Source organism: Chitinilyticum piscinae, from assembly GCF_015223195.1.
In the GTDB taxonomy this organism is placed as follows: Bacteria; Pseudomonadota; Gammaproteobacteria; order Burkholderiales; family Chitinibacteraceae; genus Chitinilyticum; species Chitinilyticum piscinae.
On the sequence record NZ_JADFUA010000006.1, the window covers coordinates 173,894 to 190,599 of the forward strand.

The window sequence follows — 16,706 nt, forward strand, 5'->3', positions numbered from 1 at the left end:
GTCTCAGGCAGGCGGTTCACACGGGCCGCCTATCAGCGTGCAACGGGCAGTTCCTGCCAGCGGGTCGTCCAGCTGCGTGACAGCGATTGCCGGCGCATTTGCCAGTGCTGTGCCTTGCCGCAGCTGGCAGGCTGGAGCGTGCCGCGCCCCCAGCGCCGGTTGATGGCATCCAGCGTGGCATTCAGCGCCTGCCGCCGTTGCGGATCGGCCAGTTCGGGAAACAGTGAGGGCTGCTGCAGGCTGGCCGGCTGCAGCGCGGTCAGCATCACGCCCGCCTTGATGTAGGCAGGACCGGGGCGGTAGAGCTGGCTCAGTAGCTGCAAAGCCTGCCGAGTCAGGGTCAGCGTATCGTCACTGGGCTCCGGCAGGGGGGCGAACAGCTGGGCTGCGTAGAGTGGCTCGCGTTCGCGGTGCGGGCTGCTGCGGATGAACACGCCGATGGCTGCGGCACAGCTGGCCTGCTGGCGCAATTTTTCGGCGGCGCGCGCGGTGTAGATGCTCACGGCCTCCTGCAGCTCGCCCGCGTGCAGCACCGGGCGGCCAAAGGAGCGGCTGCACAGGATCTGTTGCTTGTCGGCTGGCGCCTCATCCAGCGCGTGGCAGCGCTGCCCGCGCAATTCCAGCGCGGTACGCTGCACGACCACGCCGTAGCGCTGGCGCAGCCCTTCCGGATCGGCGTGCATTAGATCGAATACGGTATGTATACCTTCAGAAGCCAATGATCTCGAAAGCTTCCGGCCTATACCCCATACCTCGCTAACGGGCTCCTCGCGCAGATGCTGTTGCCGGGTTGCGGCAGACAGTGCCGGCCATTCGCAGACACCGGCGTAGCGGGCATGGCGCTTGGCCAGATGATTGGCCAGTTTGGCCAGTGTTTTGGTCTGGGCAATCCCGACGCATACCGGCAGCCCGGTCCATTGCAGCACCGTCCTGCGGATGCGCTGAGCTAGTGCTGCCAGTGGCGCGGGCTGGCCGGCCAGATCCAGAAAGCACTCGTCGATCGAATAGACTTCCTGCTGCGCGGAGAATTGCGCCAGGATACGCATCACGCGGTTGCTCATGTCGGCGTACAGCGCGTAATTGCTGCTGTAGGCAATGATGCCGTGCTGCCTGGCCAGTGCCTGCAGCTGGAACCACGGCGCGGCCATATTGATGCCCAGGGCCTTGACCTCGGCGCTGCGCGAAACCACGCAGCCGTCGTTGTTGGACAGCACCACCACCGGTTTGCCTTCCAGCGCCGGTTCGAATACCCGCTGGCAGCTCACGTAGAAATTGTTGACGTCGACCAGCGCAATCATGCCGCACTCACCACCCAGGCGGTCACCACGCCCCAGATCACCAGCTCCTGCTCGTCACCCAGCCTGATCGGCGGGTAGGCCGGGTTTTCTGCCAGCAGGGCCAGCTGCTGGCCGCGCCGGTACAGGCGTTTGACGGTGAAATCGCCATCAATGACGGCGATCACGATGTCGTTGTGTGCCGCGCTGCGCGAACGATCGACAATCAGCGTGGCGCCATCGGGAATGCAGCGCTGCGGATCCGGGCCGGCCATGCTGTCGCCGCCGACGGTAAAGAGGAACGTGGCCTCCGGGCAGGGAACGTAGCGGCGGTTGAGATCGACGCGCTCTTCGGCCCAGTCTTCGGCCGGAGACGGAAAGCCGGCTGGCACGCGTACGCCGGCCAGCGGAAACTGGCGGGCAGGCGGGGTACTTGCGGCGGCAAACGGGCCAAGCAGAATGGGGGGCATGTGCTACTCCGGCAGCAAGGGGAATCGCTACATTATAGAACGATCGTTCTGTTTGTCGATGACCCCCTGGCGGGAAGGCTCAAGGCTGCTTGCTGGGGGCATCCGGTTTGTCGGCATCCCAGGCCGTGATCTGGCTGGCATTCGCCCGGGTTGCCAGCGTGGTTTCCAGCAGCTCGAGTGCCGGTTCGGGTTTGCCTCCCTGCCATAAGGCAACCCCGAGCTCGACTGCGCGCCGCCCCATCCGTACCGGATCCTGCCGCGCGGAAACGATCAGCGGCGAGCCCGCCGAAATGGCCTTGACTGCGGCAGCCGAGCCGTCCACCGAACCGATTAGCGGGCGGCCCAGCCCGGCTTTCTGGATGGCCTGCAGGCTGCCCAGCGCCTGCCGGTCGTTGATGGTAAACACCGCATCGATCTGGCCGTGAGTTTTCAGCGCCTGCAGCATCGCCGCGTTGCCGCCCCAGACTGAGCCCTTGCCATCGTCCCGGTCATCCAGCAGACGGATGCCAGGGTGGGCGGCGAAGGCCTGCTTGCAGCCGGCCACCCGATCGATGACGGAGGAAACCGGTGGCCCGTTCTGGATCAGCACCCGGCCTTTGCCGCCCAGTTCGCGAGCCAGATGCGTGCACACCAGTTCGCCCGCGCGGACATTGTTGGTCAGCACCGTTTGTGCCGCACCTTTGACGCGGACATCGGCGCCGATGACGGCGATGCCTTTCTGCCGGGCCTCCTCCAGTACGCCGGCCAGCCCGTCCTCGCTGGAGGCGCTGATGACCAGCACCTCGATGCCCTGTTCCATCAGCTCGCGAATCTGGGCGATCTGCCGGCGGGTATCGTATTCGGCCGCGCGGACAGTGAGGCGGACATCGGGATTCATCTCGCGCGCTTGCAGCTGCACACCGTGTGTGAGCGCGACGAAATAGGGGTTGCCCAGGCTGGCAACGCTTACCCCGACATGCTGGATTTTTCCGGCAGGTGCGGCGAGGAGCGGCCCGCTCAGCAGGCACAGCAGTGGCAGCAGGCGGCGCAGGACAGACATGGCAATCTCCGGCAGGGATGTGTCTGCAGTATGTCTGCCGGCTAGGCTGGCTTACAGCCCGCTCCGGCATCATCCCGATGGGCGGTTTTGCTGCGCCGCAATGACCGGGGGGCCAGGCTTTGCTACAGTCTGGTTTTGCCAGCGTCTTGCGGAGATCACCGTGCTCAATTTCTCCTTCCATGCCCCGACCCGTATCCACTTTGGCCGCGACCAGGTTCGCCAGCTGACCAGCGAAATTCCCGCCGGCAGCCGGGTGCTGCTGACATCCGGTGGCAGCAGCATCCGGGTCAACGGCGTACTGGAAGCGGTGCTGGCGCAACTGGCGCATTGCACGGTGATCGAATTCGCCGGCATCGAGCCCAATCCGGAGTTCGAAACCCTCAGGCGCGCCGTCGAGCTGGGCCGGCGCGAGCAGGCCGACTGGGTGCTGGCGGTCGGTGGTGGCTCGGTGATTGACGGCAGCAAGTGGATCGCTGCCGCGCTTGATCTGGATCCGGCAATTGATCCGTGGCTGCTGGTTGGCAACAAGACCCGGGTCAGGAGCGCGCGCCCGCTCGGTGTGGTGCTGACGTTGCCGGCCACCGGTGCCGAAAGCAATCATGTCGGCGTGATTTCCCGCCGCGAAACGCAGGACAAGCAGTCTTTCCGCAGTGAGCACGTCTTTCCGCGCTTTGCCGTGCTCGACCCCTGTTTTACCTTCAGCCTGCCGCCGCGCCAGGTGGGCAATGGCGTGGTCGATGCCTTCGTGCATACGCTGGAGCAATACCTCACCTACCCGGTCGATGCGCGCGTGCAGGACCGCATGGCCGAGGGCATTCTGCAGACGCTGATCGAGGTCGGCCCGCAGACGCTGGCCGAGCCGGGCAATTACGATGCGCGCGCCAACTACATGTGGGCGGCCAATCAGGCGCTGTTCGGGCTGGTCGGCGCCGGCCAGCCGCAGGACTGGGCCAGCCACGCCATCGGCCACGAGCTGACCGCGCTGTACGGGCTGGATCATGCGCGTTCGCTGTCGGTGATCGTGCCGGCGCTGCTGCAGTACTGCCGTGCCGACAAGGCAGGCAAGTTGCTGCAATACGGCCAGCGCGTCTGGGGCTTGGCCGGCAGCGATGCCGGGATCATCGACGCGGCGATCGCCGCGACGCGCGATTTCTTTGTGCGCATGGGGCTGCCGGTGACGCTGGCCGAAGCGGGCATTGATGCCGCCGAAGCCGCATTGCGTGTCGAGGCCAATCTGCCGCGGCACAAGCCGCAGCCGGTTGGCGAGCATGGCAAGCTGACCCCGGCAGACTGCGCCGCGATTGTGCGGATGTCGGTCTGATCAGGCTGCTGGCAGGGTATGGCCATGCAGCTTTTTCAGTAGCTAGGCTCCATGCCTATCGGTATGTAGGTATATTGCATGCGGATTTCGACGCGGTGCTGGCATTCAGTCGCGACTGTGTTACAATCGCTGCCTCTGCGGGCGTCGTATAATGGCTATTACCTCAGCTTCCCAAGCTGATGACGTGGGTTCGATTCCCATCGCCCGCTCCAGAACACTAAAAGCCGGATTCGTCAGAATCCGGCTTTTTTCATGTCTGCGCTCAATCGGCCGGCAAACGGGCGGGCAGTTGCCGGCTGGCCAGCCCGTCCTGCAACTCGCGCATTGCCTTGGCCGTGGCTTCGGCGCTGCCGGTGACGCTGAATTCGATGTGGGGCCCGGGATGGCGCTCGTTGCCGTAGCTGGGCAGGCTGCTGAAGGCCACACCCGGGTTGCGCAGCACGACCTCTTCCATCAGCCCGACCAGCTCGCCTTCGCGGGCATCGGGAACGATCAGCGTACGGCAGGTGTCCGGCTCGCCTACCTCGAAATGCGTATCCAGTACCCATTCCAGCATTGGCCAGGCCATTTCCGGGAAACCCGGCAGCAGTGCATGCTGGCGGAACCACGCGCCAGCGACCTGATTGACCGGATTGGGAATCAGCGTGCTGCCTTCGGCAAATTCGGCCATGTGAATGCGGTAGGGGAGAGCGGCCTCCCCAAAGCGTTCATGTATCAGTCGTGCGGCTTCGGGGTGCTGGCGCAAGGGGACGCCGGCGGCGCGTGCCAGCGCTGGGCGGGTATGGTCGTCCGGGGTGGCGCCGATGCCGCCAAACGCAATCACATTCACGCCCGCGGCCAGCGTGCGGCGGAAGGTTTCCTCCAGCTCCAGCGGATCGTCGGGCAGATAGTGGGCGCTGGCGATGCGATGGCCGCGTGCGGCAAGCCGCTCCTGTGCGGCGGCAAAGTGCCGGTCGCGGCGCCGGCCGGACAGGATTTCATCACCGATGATCAGCAGCTGGAAACGCGCCATGCCTGTGCTCCGTGAATTTTCGGGTTGCGGCCGGCGCGGGTGTGCCGGTCTAATTCCGTTGTAATGATAAGCCGGAACATCCGTACAATGGTGCTCCGGTTTTACTGATCCGACTGGTTGAGAATGATGATCTATCCCGCACCCGAATTCGAAAACAAGATCTGCCCGCCCGAACAACTGGCCGGCCGGCTGGCCAGCTTGCCGCGCCCGCTGGTGTTTACCAACGGCTGCTTCGACATCCTGCACCGGGGTCACGTCAGCTATCTGGCCCAGGCCCGTGCGCTGGGTGCGGCGATGATTCTGGCGATCAACACCGATGCATCGGTGCGCCGGCTGGGCAAGGGCGATGACCGCCCGATCAACAGCACCGAAATGCGTGCCGCCGTGCTGGCCTCGCTGGCGGCGGTTGATCTGGTGACCTGGTTTGACGAGGACACGCCGTATGAGCTGATCATGCAGGTCAGGCCCGATATTCTGGTCAAGGGCGGCGACTGGACGATTGACCGCATCGTCGGCAGCAGCGAGGTGCTGGGTTGGGGCGGTCAGGTGCACTCGATTCCCTTCCTGCACCAGACTTCGACCACGCAAACGTTGAACAAAATCCGGCAGGCCTCATGATCGAAAAGCACAATCTCGTTATCGAGCTGATTGCCGATGTCCAGCGCGTCGGCATCCATTCCGCGACATTCTGGTGGCAGCTGGCGGTGGTTGCCGTGGCACTGGTGGTGGCTGGCCTGATCAGCCGGCAGGTACGGCGCAAAGTGGCCGCGCAGGCGGACACCGCCTCGTCGGCCCTGCGCATCGGTCGTGAGGGGCTGACGCGAATCTGGTTCCCGCTCAACGCCTTCCTGCTGGTCAAGATCGGCCATCTGGCGCTGCAGCAGTCGATGGCCGGACCATACAAGCTGCTGTCACTGGCCGCGCTGCTGCTGATGGCGATGGCCAATATCCGCGTGCTGGTCTACGTGCTGCGGCATGTATTCAATAACGCCCGCTGGGTACAGAACTGGGAGCGCCGCATCGCGCTTGGTGTGTGGGTGCTGTATGCGCTGCACATCATTGGGGTGCTGCCGGAAATCACCGAGTACCTCGACAGCCTGGCGTTCAATGTCGGCAAGACGCACATCTCGCTGCTGACCATCATCTACGGCCTGTTCTCGGTGGCGATGACCATGCTGGTGGCCATGTGGATCGGCCGTGAGGCCGAGCGCCGCCTGATGAAGAGCGAAACGCTGGACATGAATGTCCGAGTGGTGATGGTCAAGGTGATCCAGTCCGCACTGGTGGTGCTGGCGGTGATTGTTGCGCTGCCGCTGGTGGGGATTGATCTCACCGTGCTGTCGGTCTTCGGGGGCGCCATCGGTATCGGCCTGGGTTTCGGCTTGCAGAAAATCGCGTCGAACTATGTCTCCGGCTTCATCATCCTGCTGGATCGCTCGATCAAGCTTGGCGACATGATCCAGGTCGACAACCGCACCGGCATCATCCGCGGGCTGACCTCGCGCTACGTGGTGCTGCGCTCGGCCGATGGCACCGAGGCGCTGATTCCGAATGAAACGCTGGTCACGTCCACGGTGGTGAACCAGTCCTACACCGACCGGTCTATCTGGGTGGGGCTGCCGGTGCAGGTGGCCTATGGCACCGATCTGGAGCTGGCCACCCGCCTGCTCGCCGAGATCGCCCGCGCGCATCCGCGCGTGTGCGATACGCCGGAGCCGGGCGGATTTGTCGCCGCGTTTGCCGACAGCGGCATCAACCTCACGCTGGGCTTTTTCCTGCGCGATCCGGAAAACGGCCAGCTGGGGCTGAAGCACGAGCTGAACATGGCCATCTGGAAGGCCTTCCAGCAGCACGGCATCGAGATCCCGTACCCGCGCCGCGATGTCTATGTGCATCAGGCAGGCGACGCACGGCAGGCCGAAACGTTTTAAGCCGCCTGCACGGCCGCCCGGATCGGAATACACTGGCTTACAGGGCGCAGCCACGCTGCGCCCGCCGTTGCGGAGGTAAACCATGCAAGACCTGATTCTGGCGCTGCTGCAAGGCGCTATCGATCTGCCCTGGTGGGGCTATCTGCTGGTGGTGCTGCTGCTCACGCACATCACCATTGCCGCGGTGACGATCTTTCTGCATCGCCACCAGGCGCATCGCGCGCTGGAGCTGCACCCGCTGCCCAGCCATTTCTTCCGCTTCTGGCTGTGGCTGACCACCGGGATGGTGACGAAGGAATGGGCGGCCATCCACCGCAAGCATCACGCGCGCTGCGAAACCGCCGATGATCCACACTCCCCCCAGGTATTGGGCCTGAACAAAGTGCTGTGGCAGGGTGCAGAGCTATACCGTGCCGAAGCGGCCAAATCCGAGACACTGGAGAAATTCGGCCACGGCACCCCGGATGACTGGCTGGAGCGGCATCTGTATACCCCGCACAGTGCCTGGGGGCCGACGCTGATGTTCCTGATCGATTTTGCGCTGTTCGGTACCAACGGCATCTGGATGTGGGCGGTGCAGATGCTGTGGATTCCCTTCTTTGCTGCGGGCGTCATCAACGGCATCGGCCACTACTGGGGCTACCGCAATTTCGAGAACGAGGATGCCGCCACCAATATCGTTCCCTGGGGCATCCTGATCGGCGGTGAAGAGCTGCACAACAACCACCACACCTTTGGTACCTCGGCCAGGCTGTCGTACAAGTGGTTCGAATTCGACATCGGCTGGCTATATATCCGCACCCTGGAAACGCTGCGGCTGGCCAGCGTGCGCCGTGTGGCGCCGCGACTGAAACTGCAGCCAGCCAGCCATGCGCTGGACGAACAGGCGCTGGCGGCGATCGTCGCCAACCGCTACGCGATTGCCGCCAGCTACGCGCGCAGCCTGCGCGACACGGTGGAAACCGAGCTGGGCAAGCTCAGAAGCGCATCACTGCCGCAACTGGACTGGCGCAGCATGAAAATCTGGCTCAAGCAGGATGCCAAGGATACCCCCGCCGCCGAGCGCGAGCAGCTGGCGCAATGGCTGGCGCAATCGCAGGTGCTCGAACAAGTCTATGCGATGCGTCAGGAGCTCTGCCGCTTGTGGGAGCGCTCCTCGCTCTCCCGGCAGGAACTGGTGCAGCACCTGCAGGACTGGTGCTCCCGCGCCGAGGCCAGCGGCATCCAGGCACTGCAGGAATTCTCGCTGCGGCTGCGGCGCATCGCTGCCGTTTGATACACTGATTGCATCAACCCCGGGCGGGCGGTGGTCCGCCCTTGTCATTTTCAAGGAGCCCTGCATGTCCTCGATCCAGCGTTACCACGTCGGCCCGCGCCTGTGCGAAATCGTCGTCCACAACAACACCGTGTATCTGGCCGGCCAGATTGCCGAAGACCTGAATGGCGACATCCAGCAGCAGACCCGCGAAGTACTCGGCTGCATTGATCGCCTGCTCGAGCAGGTCGGTTCCGACAAGAGCAAGATCCTCACTACCACCATCTTTCTGGCCGACATGCAGGATTACGACGGCATGAACGAGGCCTGGTCCGAGTGGGTGCCGCACGGCCACACCCCGGCGCGTGCCACCGTCGAGGCCAGGCTGGCCGATCCGCGTTACAAGGTCGAAATGACCGTGGTCGCCGCGCTGTAAGAACTTGTCCGCGATTGCGCGTTTGCCGCAATCGTGAAAAAGCCGCTTTGCCCGGCGCAAGGCGGCGTTTAGGATGGCTTGTCTTGATTTGCCGGAGTCGCCCATCGTGTCCAAGCCCGTACTGCTCGCCTATGTCGCCAGCAACCGCCTCAGTGATGTCCAGGTCATTCCGGCCGAAAAGCTCACCCACCTCTGCCTGGCCTTTGCCCAGGTGGTCGACGGGGAAGTGGTGTTTGCCGAACATGAGCCGGGCGATGCGGCGCACCGCGAAGCCATTTGCCGGGCGCTGCCGGCGCTGAAAACCCGCAATCCCGGACTGCAGACACTGCTGTCGATCGGGGGCTGGAGTGCTGACGGCTTTTCCGATGCCGCACTGACCGCGGCAAGCCGTGCCCGCTTTGCCCGTTCTGCCGTTGAATTCATGCATGCCCGCGGTTTTGACGGCATCGACATGGACTGGGAATACCCCTCCAACGACATGGCCAGCATCAAGGCCCGTCCCGAAGACCGCCAGAATTTCACCCTGATGCTGCGCGAGCTGCGCCGTGAGCTGACCGCGCTGGCTGCCCGCGAACAGCGCAATGCGCCGTATCTGCTCACCGCCGCCGTGGGCGTCGAGCAGTTCTATCTGGACGGCGTGGAAATGGCCGCCGTGGCTGCCGAGCTCGATCTGGTCAACATGATGACCTACGATCTCTACAACGGCTGGGCCGTCAAGGCTGGCCACCATTCACCGCTCTACGCCAGCCGCCGTGATCCGCAGGGCTGGAGCGCCACGGATGGCATCGAATTGTTTGTTCGGGCTGGTGTGCCGGTCGAAAAAATGGTGCTGGGCGGTGCTTTTTACGGCCGTGGCCTGCACGGCGTGGCCAATGTGGACGGCGGCCATGGCCAACCGGGGACTCCCAAATCCAATACCTCCCACTCGTATACCTCCATCGTCAACGAGCTGATTCCCTCGGGGCGCTATACCCGCTATTGGGATGCCGATGCCAAGGCGCCGTGGCTGTTTGATGGCGAGCATTACATCAGCTATGACGACCCGGAATCCCTGGCCTGGAAATGCCGCTACGCCAGGGCGCGCGGCTTGGCCGGCGTGTTTTTCTGGGAGCTGATGGAAGACGCGACAGGCGAATTGCTGGATACCTTGGTCAAGGGGATGGCCGGCCAAGGATGAAGGCGCTCGCGCACACGGTTGAATTGACCCTGCCGGCGCCGGGCTTGTGCCTCAAGGATGCCGCCTTGGCCGTGTTTGGCATGCTGGGTGCGCAGGAGGGGGAGTATTTTTTCCGCCCGCTAGCCAATCAGGATTGCGATTTTGGCTGGCGCGCGCGGCTTGGTGACGTGCAGCTCCAGCTCAGGGGCTCGATCTGGGAACAGGACTTGCCTGATACACGTTTTCGCGTGGAGTTCGCAGGAAAGGGCGGGCTTGCTGAAGCGGAGCGCCTGAGGCAGCTGCTGGCTGCGTTCGGACAAGTCATCCTGCTGCGCAAAGGGCTGAATAAGCATCAGGCGCTTACGTTGAAGATTGATATGGGCAAAAGCCCTGTCAACTTGCAGGCAAGCATTGATCGCTGTGCGCAATGGCTGAATGTCTCGGGCTGGCGTTATGTTGAAAAGCACTTCGGCAATGGTGATATGGACTTTTACTGGCATACCCGGCATGAGGGCGTTGAGCTTCGTTTGGCAGGTGACCGCTGGGAGCAGGAATTACCTCAAGAGCAGATGCACTTGTCCCTGCAGGGGAAGCGCGCCACAGTCGAAGTGCTGGCCATCAAGCTGTGTGCACGCTTGCTCGGGCGGGGTATCGCCATCACAGCGGATGATGGTGCGCTATTGATCGTTGCCGGCAGCGCGGGAGATTGCGCATGATGCGCAAGGCCCGCCTGCACCGCCTCTTGCTGCTGTTTGCCGGTACCGGCGTGCTGCTGTATCTGCTGGCCTGTCTGGGCCTGTATCTGCAGCAGCGCGCGCTACTGTATTTTCCGGTGGCCGCCGCGCGCACCGATCCGGCGCACCGCGAAACGCTGCGTGTGCCGGATGCCACCTTGCAGCTTGCCGTGCAGCACCATGACGGCGATGAAGCGCTGATCTATTTTGGCGGCAATCGCGAGGATGTCTCGCAGACGCTGTCCGACTATGCCGCTGCCTTTCCGGGGCGGGCCATCTACATGCTGCATTACCGCGGCTATGGTGGCAGCTCAGGCGAACCCAGCGAAGCCGCGCTGCATGCCGATGCGCTGGCGCTGTACCAGCGGGTGCGCCAGCAGCATGCCCGGATCACCGTCATTGGTCGCAGCCTCGGTAGCGGCGTGGCGATCCGGCTGGCGGCGCAGCGGCCGGTTGAGCAACTGGTGCTGGTGACCCCCTACGACAGCGTGCTCAATGTCGCACAGGAGCAATACCCCTGGGTGCCGGTCAGCCTGCTGCTGCACGATACCTTCGAATCCTGGCGCGTGGCGCCGCAGATCAGTGCGCCGACCCTGCTGATTGCCGCCGGCAATGACAGGCTGATTCCGCCCGAGCATGCGCGTGCCTTGCTGGCGGCCTTCCGGCCCGGGGTGGCCCGGCTGATGATCCTGCCGCAGGCCGAGCACAATCTGCGCAACGTTTTGCCCGAGTATTTCCGTCTGCTGGTGCAAACACTGCCGCTGCGCTAGGCTCAACGCATTGTCCGGGGTGGGCAAAATGCAGGAGAAACGTGGTGAGGTACTTGGCATGGTTTGGACTGGCGCTGCTGCTGCCCTTGCTGCTGTTTGCCGTTTTTGTCGCGATTCGTGCGCAGCAATGGGCTGCGCTGCTGGCCATGCTCGGTTTGGGGGCGATAGTCTTTGGTTTGGGCTGCCTGCTCCGGCGTGAAGCCACGCCGCGCCATGTCGCAACGGAAGACGCGGCGGCTGATTTTCTCAAGACCGCATTTCTGGGTATGCCCGAAGGGCTGATTGTTCTGGCGGGCGCGGCGGTCTGCCTGGTGTTTGCCGCCCTTGGCTGGTACAGGCCTGAGCTGCTGGGCGTGGCTCCGGCGCGCGCGTCTGCGTTTGTCACGCTGTTTGCCTTTGCCCCGCTGTTCTCCGCCGCACTCTATCTGCGATCATTGCTCTGGAATCGGTCTCGCCGCGCTTTCGATGTGCTGTTGACGCTGGCAATTACATTGATGCCCTTTGCATTCTGGTTTATCCGGGAGGGTGTGGTCTGGTGATGAAAGCAGTTCGCTAGCAGTCGCGGGCATGCGTATGCCCGATGACTGGATGCGTTTCTTCAGCCAAGTTTGCGATTGAGTGCCAGTTTTAGAAAGAAGCCGTACGCACTTGAAAATGCCATGGCATAACACAATGCGGTGAACAGCACTTCGGTCGGGCCTTCGCCTAGCATGCTGACCAGAGCAGAGCCAATTCCATGCGAAGAGGCGTAGTCAAACATGAAGACCGTTGCCGTGGCGGTGAGATATAGCCCGATTGATAAGGCGTTGTCCACGGCGAGAATGGCAGTCTTTGGCGAGGCAGATGTAGCGCTGACACGGTGGTAAAAGCGGAAACTGCCGAAAACCGATGAAGGTAGATGCCAGAGAAAGTACTCATCCAGCGTCAGCCGGTCAAAATCAGTTTTTCTGCTCGATTTCAGTATCACAACCAACAGCAGTGCCCACAAGGCCGCCACTTGCGGGGCAATGAACAGATAATCAAACCACAGGGGAAGGGTAGAAGCCAGAATGGCTACCGCGCCGTCGAGTATGAATACGGTCTGTCTGGTAGAAAGCACGATGGATTGTTCCTCATCGTTGATCAATTCATGCTGAGATGAATCTCGCGGCAAGTTGCTCAACCTGGCTTGGGTTTTTGTTTGGGTATATTTCTGTAGGCCTTTCATTGTAAGGGCTGTAGGATAATACCTACTCTAGTATTCCGGCGCGATCAGCTCGGCGTAGTCGCTCAGCGCTTCCAGAATCGCTTCAGAACGTTCGTCGCCGTTTTCCGAAACGGTTTCGAACAGCGTTTCCAGCTCGTCCATGAAGCTTTGCAGCGTGCGGGCGTTGCCGTCGCCATTGATGAGCTTCGCCACGCAGTGCTGTTGCCAGCGCTGGGTCTCTGATTCCGAGAGCGTGTCCGGGTGGTTGCGCGCGCGAAAGCGGAACAGCAGCTCGTCCAGGCGCGCGTCGGCAAAGCTCGGGCGGTGCGCGGCGAGCGCGGTGCCGTCGAGTTCCAGCAGGCGATTCAGTACGCGCCGGTCGTTGTTGCCGACAAAGCCGCCGTACAGGTCCTCGTCAACGTCGGCCTTCTGCCCGCTATTGTCGCGCTGGAACACCTGCGCCCAAAGTTCTGCCGCCGGTTCGTTGCCGGCCAGCCATTCGGCATGACGCAGAGCCTGGATTTTATCGATGCCCCAGTGCGCGGCGCGCTCGTCGCTGAGTACCTTCAGATTGCCGATGACGATGGGTGATTTGTTGATGTGGATGGTTTTCACCGGCAGGCGCGTGATGCCTTCGGGCAACTCGCTGGCCTTGGTGAACATGCGTAGCCGCGCGGTTTCCGCGTCGAGTGTGGCCAGTTCCGCCGGATCGAAGGCCAGATCCCAGACGATGACTTCATTCTTGTTGCTCGGGTGCATCGCCAGTGGCCAGACTAGGCCTAAGCAGCCGCGCTCGACGCCGAACATCCCGCTGATGTGGATGAAGGGTTTTTTCTGCGGCAGACCGATTTCTTCCTGCACGCGGTCTTTTTTGCGCAAATTCAGGCAAAAGTCGAACAGCTTGGGCTGCGTGTCGCGAATCAGGCGGGCGAGCGCGATGGTTGCTCTTACATCGGAGAGCGCATCGTGCGCTGCTTCATGATTGAGGCCATTGGCGCGGCTGAGATCCTCCAGCTTGAAGGACGGGCGGCCGTCTTCGTGCGTCGGCCACTGGATGCCTTCGGGGCGCAGCGCGAAGCAGGTGCGCACCACGTCAAGCAAGTCCCAGCGGCTGCAGTGGTTCTGCCATTCGCGCGCGTACGGATCGCGCAGCGTGCGCCAGAACAGGTGGCGGGTGACTTCGTCGTCGAAACGGATCGAGTTGTAGCCGACTCCAATGGTGCCAGGCGTGGCCAGTTCGCTTTCAATCACCGCAGCAAATTCGGCTTCGCTCACCCCTTGCTCCTGGCAGAGCTGCGGTGTGATGCCGGTAAGTAGACAGGCTTCGGGGGAGGGCAGGTAGTCGGGCGCTGGCTGGCAATAGAGCATGACGGGTTCTGAAATTTCGTTCAGGTTTTCGTCGGTGCGGATGCCGGCAAACTGGCTGGGTCGGTCGCGGCGCGGCACTGCGCCGAAGGTTTCGTAATCGTGCCAGAAAAAAGTGAGGCTCATGCGCGCGGGCTGTTGGGAGGTGAACTGCCGCGTATTGTACTGGTTGCGCTGGTGGCCGCGTAGCTTGCGCGGCTGCCAGCGCATGGCTTGGGCGCATCAGATGGCTGGCGCGCCCAGCTGGCCCAGCAGGAAATTGAAATCCTTCTTGCTCTTGTCGCGCGGGACCTTGGCGATTACACCTTTTTCGTCGAGCGCCAGCTCGGCGGTGATGACGAGGGCGTTCATGTGCAGCCAGCCTTCCAGCAGCCAGGTATTGCCGTTGCGGGTAACCTGGAAGCGGCTGGCCGCCTGCCAGAAGCCTTTGCCGCGCTGGTACAGGCGGCGCTGTCCGTCTTCTTCACGCAGCCGGTAGCCATGCTGCTTGCACCAGTTCTCGATCTGCGGCCACAGATCGCCGTTGTGTTCGAGGCTCGTTTGTGCGCGCGATTTTTTGCCTTGCGCGATTGCGACCGTGATCAGTAGAACGACAAACCCCAGCGTTGCGCCGGCCAGCATTCCGGTTAGCATGGTTCCCAGCATGGTGAATCTCCTTGCGAGTAAGTGAAGCAGCGATGCTAGGCTTGTCTGTGCTGTCTCGCAATGTCATGTCTTGCGTGGTGTGATGTAAATCATCACGGCGAGGGGACGTGTGACCCGGTCTGCTCCAGGCGTGCAAATTCGTCGCGGAGTGCCTCGACCACGCACTGCACCCGTCGCAGGTGCTGCTGGCGTTTGTGCACCACCAGATACAGCTCGCCGATCGCCTCAGGGCCAAGGTCAAGGTCGAGTTCGACCAGCTCGTGCAGCAGCGAGCGCCGGTGGAGAGCGCGAGCCAGTACCATCGCACCGACTCCGGCGCGGCAGGCCGCCAGCTGCACGTTGAAATCATCGGACGTAAACGCGGGCACCAGCCCGGGGATGGCCTGCTCCAGAGCCTGCTTGCTGTAGAGCTGCTCATAAGGCGCAGCCCAGGTGATCCAGTCCAGATCGGCCAGTGCCGGCTGTGCGGGGAGGCGGGCCGCGTACTGACTGGCGACGAAAACCCGGACCGGGCAGTGGACTTCGGCCAGGCACAGCAGGTCGGCATCCCCTGGGCGGCGGGTGCGTAGCGAGATGTCGGCTTCGCCGCGCGCCAGATTGAGCGTGGCCACGCCGGACAGGATTTCGAGCTGCAGCTCGGGATAGCGCGTGCGGATGTCGGCGGCCAGTGGTGCGAGCACCTCGAAAGCCACGCCCGGTGGCGCCGCAATACGCACCTTGCCACTGGGGCGGTGCGGTTGGGGAATCAGGCTGCTTTCAGCCTCGCTGGCCCATTCCGCCATTCGCCTTGCCGCCGGCAGGAGTGCTTCGCCGGTGGAGGTCAGCACGCAGCCTTGAGTTTGCCGGATAAACAGCGGGTTGCCGGCGCTTTCTTCCAGCTCCGCCATGCGCCGGCTCAGTGTTGGCTGCCCCAGCCGCAGTTTGCGTGCTGCTGCGCTGAGGCTGCCGGTTTCGGCGACGGCCAGAAACAGGCGCAGGTTTTCCCAATCCAGTGCCATCGCGCCTCCTTGGTATTCATAAACGGATGGATGTATCCGAATTTGGCGAATTGATGGCCGATTATTGCATGTGTAATGTGGCTGGCGTGGTGATTTTTATGCATGTGAGGGTGGGTATGAGGCTAGGATTTTTATTGTCTTTGCTGTTTGCCGGGATGCTAGCCGGATGTGCCAGCACTACGCATCCGGTTAAGCCCGCCGCACAGGGAGGTGCGATTTCTTCCGTGGCGCTGGAGGCCGTCATCGATCAGGCCGGCCCTGTCGAGCTGCAGACGGTGGCCAGTGCCGACTGGCAGGTGCCGCTGTCGGGGCTGCTTAATCTGGATGATCCCAGGGCAAAGGCGGCCGGCTTGCAGGATCGTCCCGAGCCTATCCAGGTGTATCTGCATGTTCTGCGGCATCCGCGCTATGGTGTGTTTCTGGTGGATACCGGAGTCTCGGCGCAGTTGCTGGCCGACCCTGCGGTTTACGGTATTGGCGGCATGCTGCAGCGGGCGATGAATTTTGCGCAATTGCAGCTGCGCCAGAGCACCGAAACGGTGCTGGCAGGGCTGGGTGCGCCGGTGCAGGGGGTGTTTCTGACCCATCTGCATCTGGATCACATCAGCGGCCTGCCGGCCATCGACAAGACTGTGCCCGTGTACACCGGGGCTGGCGAGGCAGATGAGCGTTACTGGCTGCATGCCTTCGTCCAGGGGGCGAGTGATGCGCTGCTGGCGAACCGGCCCGAGCTGCGGGAATGGGAATTTGCCAGCGGGGCGGATGGCCGGCCGGCGGGAGTGATCGATGTGTTTGGCGATGCTTCGGTCTTTGCACTCGCCACCCCCGGGCATACCGCCGGCAGCACGGCCTATCTGGTGCGCACACCAGAAGGACCGGTGTTGCTTGCCGGCGATGTCAGCCATACACGCTGGGGCTGGGAAAATGGCGTGGAGCCGGGCGATTTTAGCCGCGATCTTCCGGGCAACCGCAGCAGCCTTATGGCCTTGCGGGCGCTGGTGGCACGGCATCCGCAAATCCGCGTTCGCCTCGGGCATCAGCCGTAATTGACGATGGTGTATAGGCTGTCAGGCACCAAAAATAAGGACGTGACAGCCTATACCCCTAAGTATGG

Annotated in this window: 18 protein-coding genes and 1 tRNA gene; 11 read left to right on the forward strand and 8 right to left on the reverse strand. The window is 62.9% G+C overall.

The features are described 5' to 3' along the window. Positions 1-32: 32 nt before the first annotated feature. The 3 genes from INR99_RS11815 to INR99_RS11825 form a co-directional block, all read right to left on the reverse strand. A complete protein-coding gene (locus tag INR99_RS11815) occupies positions 33-1,298 on the reverse strand; it encodes a Y-family DNA polymerase (protein ID WP_194116541.1) in 1,266 nt (421 codons plus the stop codon). Next, positions 1,295-1,744, reverse strand: coding sequence for a LexA family protein (locus INR99_RS11820; protein ID WP_194116542.1), 450 nt, complete (start codon positions 1,742-1,744; stop codon positions 1,295-1,297). Before INR99_RS11820 ends, INR99_RS11815 begins: the two co-directional genes overlap by 4 nt. A 79-nt stretch (positions 1,745-1,823) precedes the next feature. Then, complete coding sequence (locus INR99_RS11825) at positions 1,824-2,783, reverse strand: substrate-binding domain-containing protein (RefSeq protein WP_194116543.1); 960 nt, start codon at positions 2,781-2,783, stop codon at positions 1,824-1,826. 160 nt (positions 2,784-2,943) lie between these two features. Here INR99_RS11825 and INR99_RS11830 point away from each other — a divergent pair, with 160 nt between their 5' ends. Further along, a complete protein-coding gene (locus INR99_RS11830) occupies positions 2,944-4,104 on the forward strand; it encodes an iron-containing alcohol dehydrogenase (RefSeq protein WP_194116544.1) in 1,161 nt (386 codons plus the stop codon). Between the two features lie 137 nt (positions 4,105-4,241). Continuing rightward, a tRNA-Gly gene (locus INR99_RS11835) sits at positions 4,242-4,316 on the forward strand. Positions 4,317-4,366: 50 nt separating this feature from the next. On the opposite strand, the gene INR99_RS11840 is transcribed toward INR99_RS11835, so the two are convergent. Then, positions 4,367-5,116, reverse strand: a complete 750-nt coding sequence (locus tag INR99_RS11840) for a competence/damage-inducible protein A (RefSeq protein WP_194116545.1) — start codon at positions 5,114-5,116, stop codon at positions 4,367-4,369. A gap of 123 nt (positions 5,117-5,239) precedes the next feature. Between INR99_RS11840 and rfaE2 the strand changes: the two genes are divergently transcribed. The 8 genes from rfaE2 to INR99_RS11880 all read left to right on the forward strand — a co-directional run bounded on the left by rfaE2 (position 5,240) and on the right by INR99_RS11880 (position 11,937). Then, on the forward strand, positions 5,240-5,734 hold the full coding sequence (gene rfaE2, locus INR99_RS11845) for a D-glycero-beta-D-manno-heptose 1-phosphate adenylyltransferase (protein WP_194116546.1): 495 nt from the start codon (positions 5,240-5,242) through the stop codon (positions 5,732-5,734). Beyond that, complete coding sequence (locus tag INR99_RS11850; protein ID WP_194116547.1) at positions 5,731-7,047, forward strand: mechanosensitive ion channel family protein; 1,317 nt, start codon at positions 5,731-5,733, stop codon at positions 7,045-7,047. The genes rfaE2 and INR99_RS11850 overlap by 4 nt, the downstream gene beginning before the upstream one ends. Positions 7,048-7,129: 82 nt before the next feature. Further along, positions 7,130-8,323, forward strand: coding sequence for a DesA family fatty acid desaturase (locus INR99_RS11855; RefSeq protein ID WP_194116548.1), 1,194 nt, complete (start codon positions 7,130-7,132; stop codon positions 8,321-8,323). Between the two features lie 64 nt (positions 8,324-8,387). Next, positions 8,388-8,738: a RidA family protein gene (locus tag INR99_RS11860; RefSeq protein WP_194116549.1), complete on the forward strand. Its 351-nt coding sequence runs from the start codon at positions 8,388-8,390 to the stop codon at positions 8,736-8,738. 106 nt (positions 8,739-8,844) lie between these two features. Next, positions 8,845-9,915: a glycoside hydrolase family 18 protein gene (locus INR99_RS11865; RefSeq protein ID WP_194116550.1), complete on the forward strand. Its 1,071-nt coding sequence runs from the start codon at positions 8,845-8,847 to the stop codon at positions 9,913-9,915. Further along, on the forward strand, positions 9,912-10,610 hold the full coding sequence (locus INR99_RS11870; RefSeq protein WP_194116551.1) for a hypothetical protein: 699 nt from the start codon (positions 9,912-9,914) through the stop codon (positions 10,608-10,610). The genes INR99_RS11865 and INR99_RS11870 overlap by 4 nt, the downstream gene beginning before the upstream one ends. Then, positions 10,607-11,398 carry an alpha/beta hydrolase gene (locus tag INR99_RS11875; RefSeq protein WP_228098269.1) on the forward strand — a complete coding sequence of 264 codons (792 nt, stop codon included), beginning with the start codon at positions 10,607-10,609 and terminating at the stop codon, positions 11,396-11,398. The genes INR99_RS11870 and INR99_RS11875 overlap by 4 nt, the downstream gene beginning before the upstream one ends. Before the next feature lie 44 nt (positions 11,399-11,442). Further along, positions 11,443-11,937: a hypothetical protein gene (locus INR99_RS11880; protein ID WP_194116552.1), complete on the forward strand. Its 495-nt coding sequence runs from the start codon at positions 11,443-11,445 to the stop codon at positions 11,935-11,937. Between the two features lie 59 nt (positions 11,938-11,996). Here INR99_RS11880 and INR99_RS11885 read toward each other — a convergent pair whose 3' ends face one another. The 4 genes from INR99_RS11885 to INR99_RS11900 all read right to left on the reverse strand — a co-directional run bounded on the left by INR99_RS11885 (position 11,997) and on the right by INR99_RS11900 (position 15,592). Continuing rightward, positions 11,997-12,605: a hypothetical protein gene (locus tag INR99_RS11885; protein WP_194116553.1), complete on the reverse strand. Its 609-nt coding sequence runs from the start codon at positions 12,603-12,605 to the stop codon at positions 11,997-11,999. A gap of 27 nt (positions 12,606-12,632) precedes the next feature. Then, on the reverse strand, positions 12,633-14,159 hold the full coding sequence (gene sbcB / locus INR99_RS11890; RefSeq protein ID WP_228098270.1) for an exodeoxyribonuclease I: 1,527 nt from the start codon (positions 14,157-14,159) through the stop codon (positions 12,633-12,635). Positions 14,160-14,171: 12 nt separating this feature from the next. Further along, positions 14,172-14,594: a hypothetical protein gene (locus INR99_RS11895; protein ID WP_194116554.1), complete on the reverse strand. Its 423-nt coding sequence runs from the start codon at positions 14,592-14,594 to the stop codon at positions 14,172-14,174. A gap of 92 nt (positions 14,595-14,686) precedes the next feature. After that, a complete protein-coding gene (locus INR99_RS11900; protein ID WP_194116555.1) occupies positions 14,687-15,592 on the reverse strand; it encodes a LysR family transcriptional regulator in 906 nt (301 codons plus the stop codon). 134 nt (positions 15,593-15,726) lie between these two features. On the opposite strand from INR99_RS11900, the gene INR99_RS11905 reads away from it, so the two are divergent. Next, the gene (locus INR99_RS11905) at positions 15,727-16,638 is read left to right on the forward strand and encodes an MBL fold metallo-hydrolase (protein WP_228098271.1); all 912 of its coding nucleotides are present in this window, start codon (positions 15,727-15,729) and stop codon (positions 16,636-16,638) included. Positions 16,639-16,706: the final 68 nt, after the last annotated feature.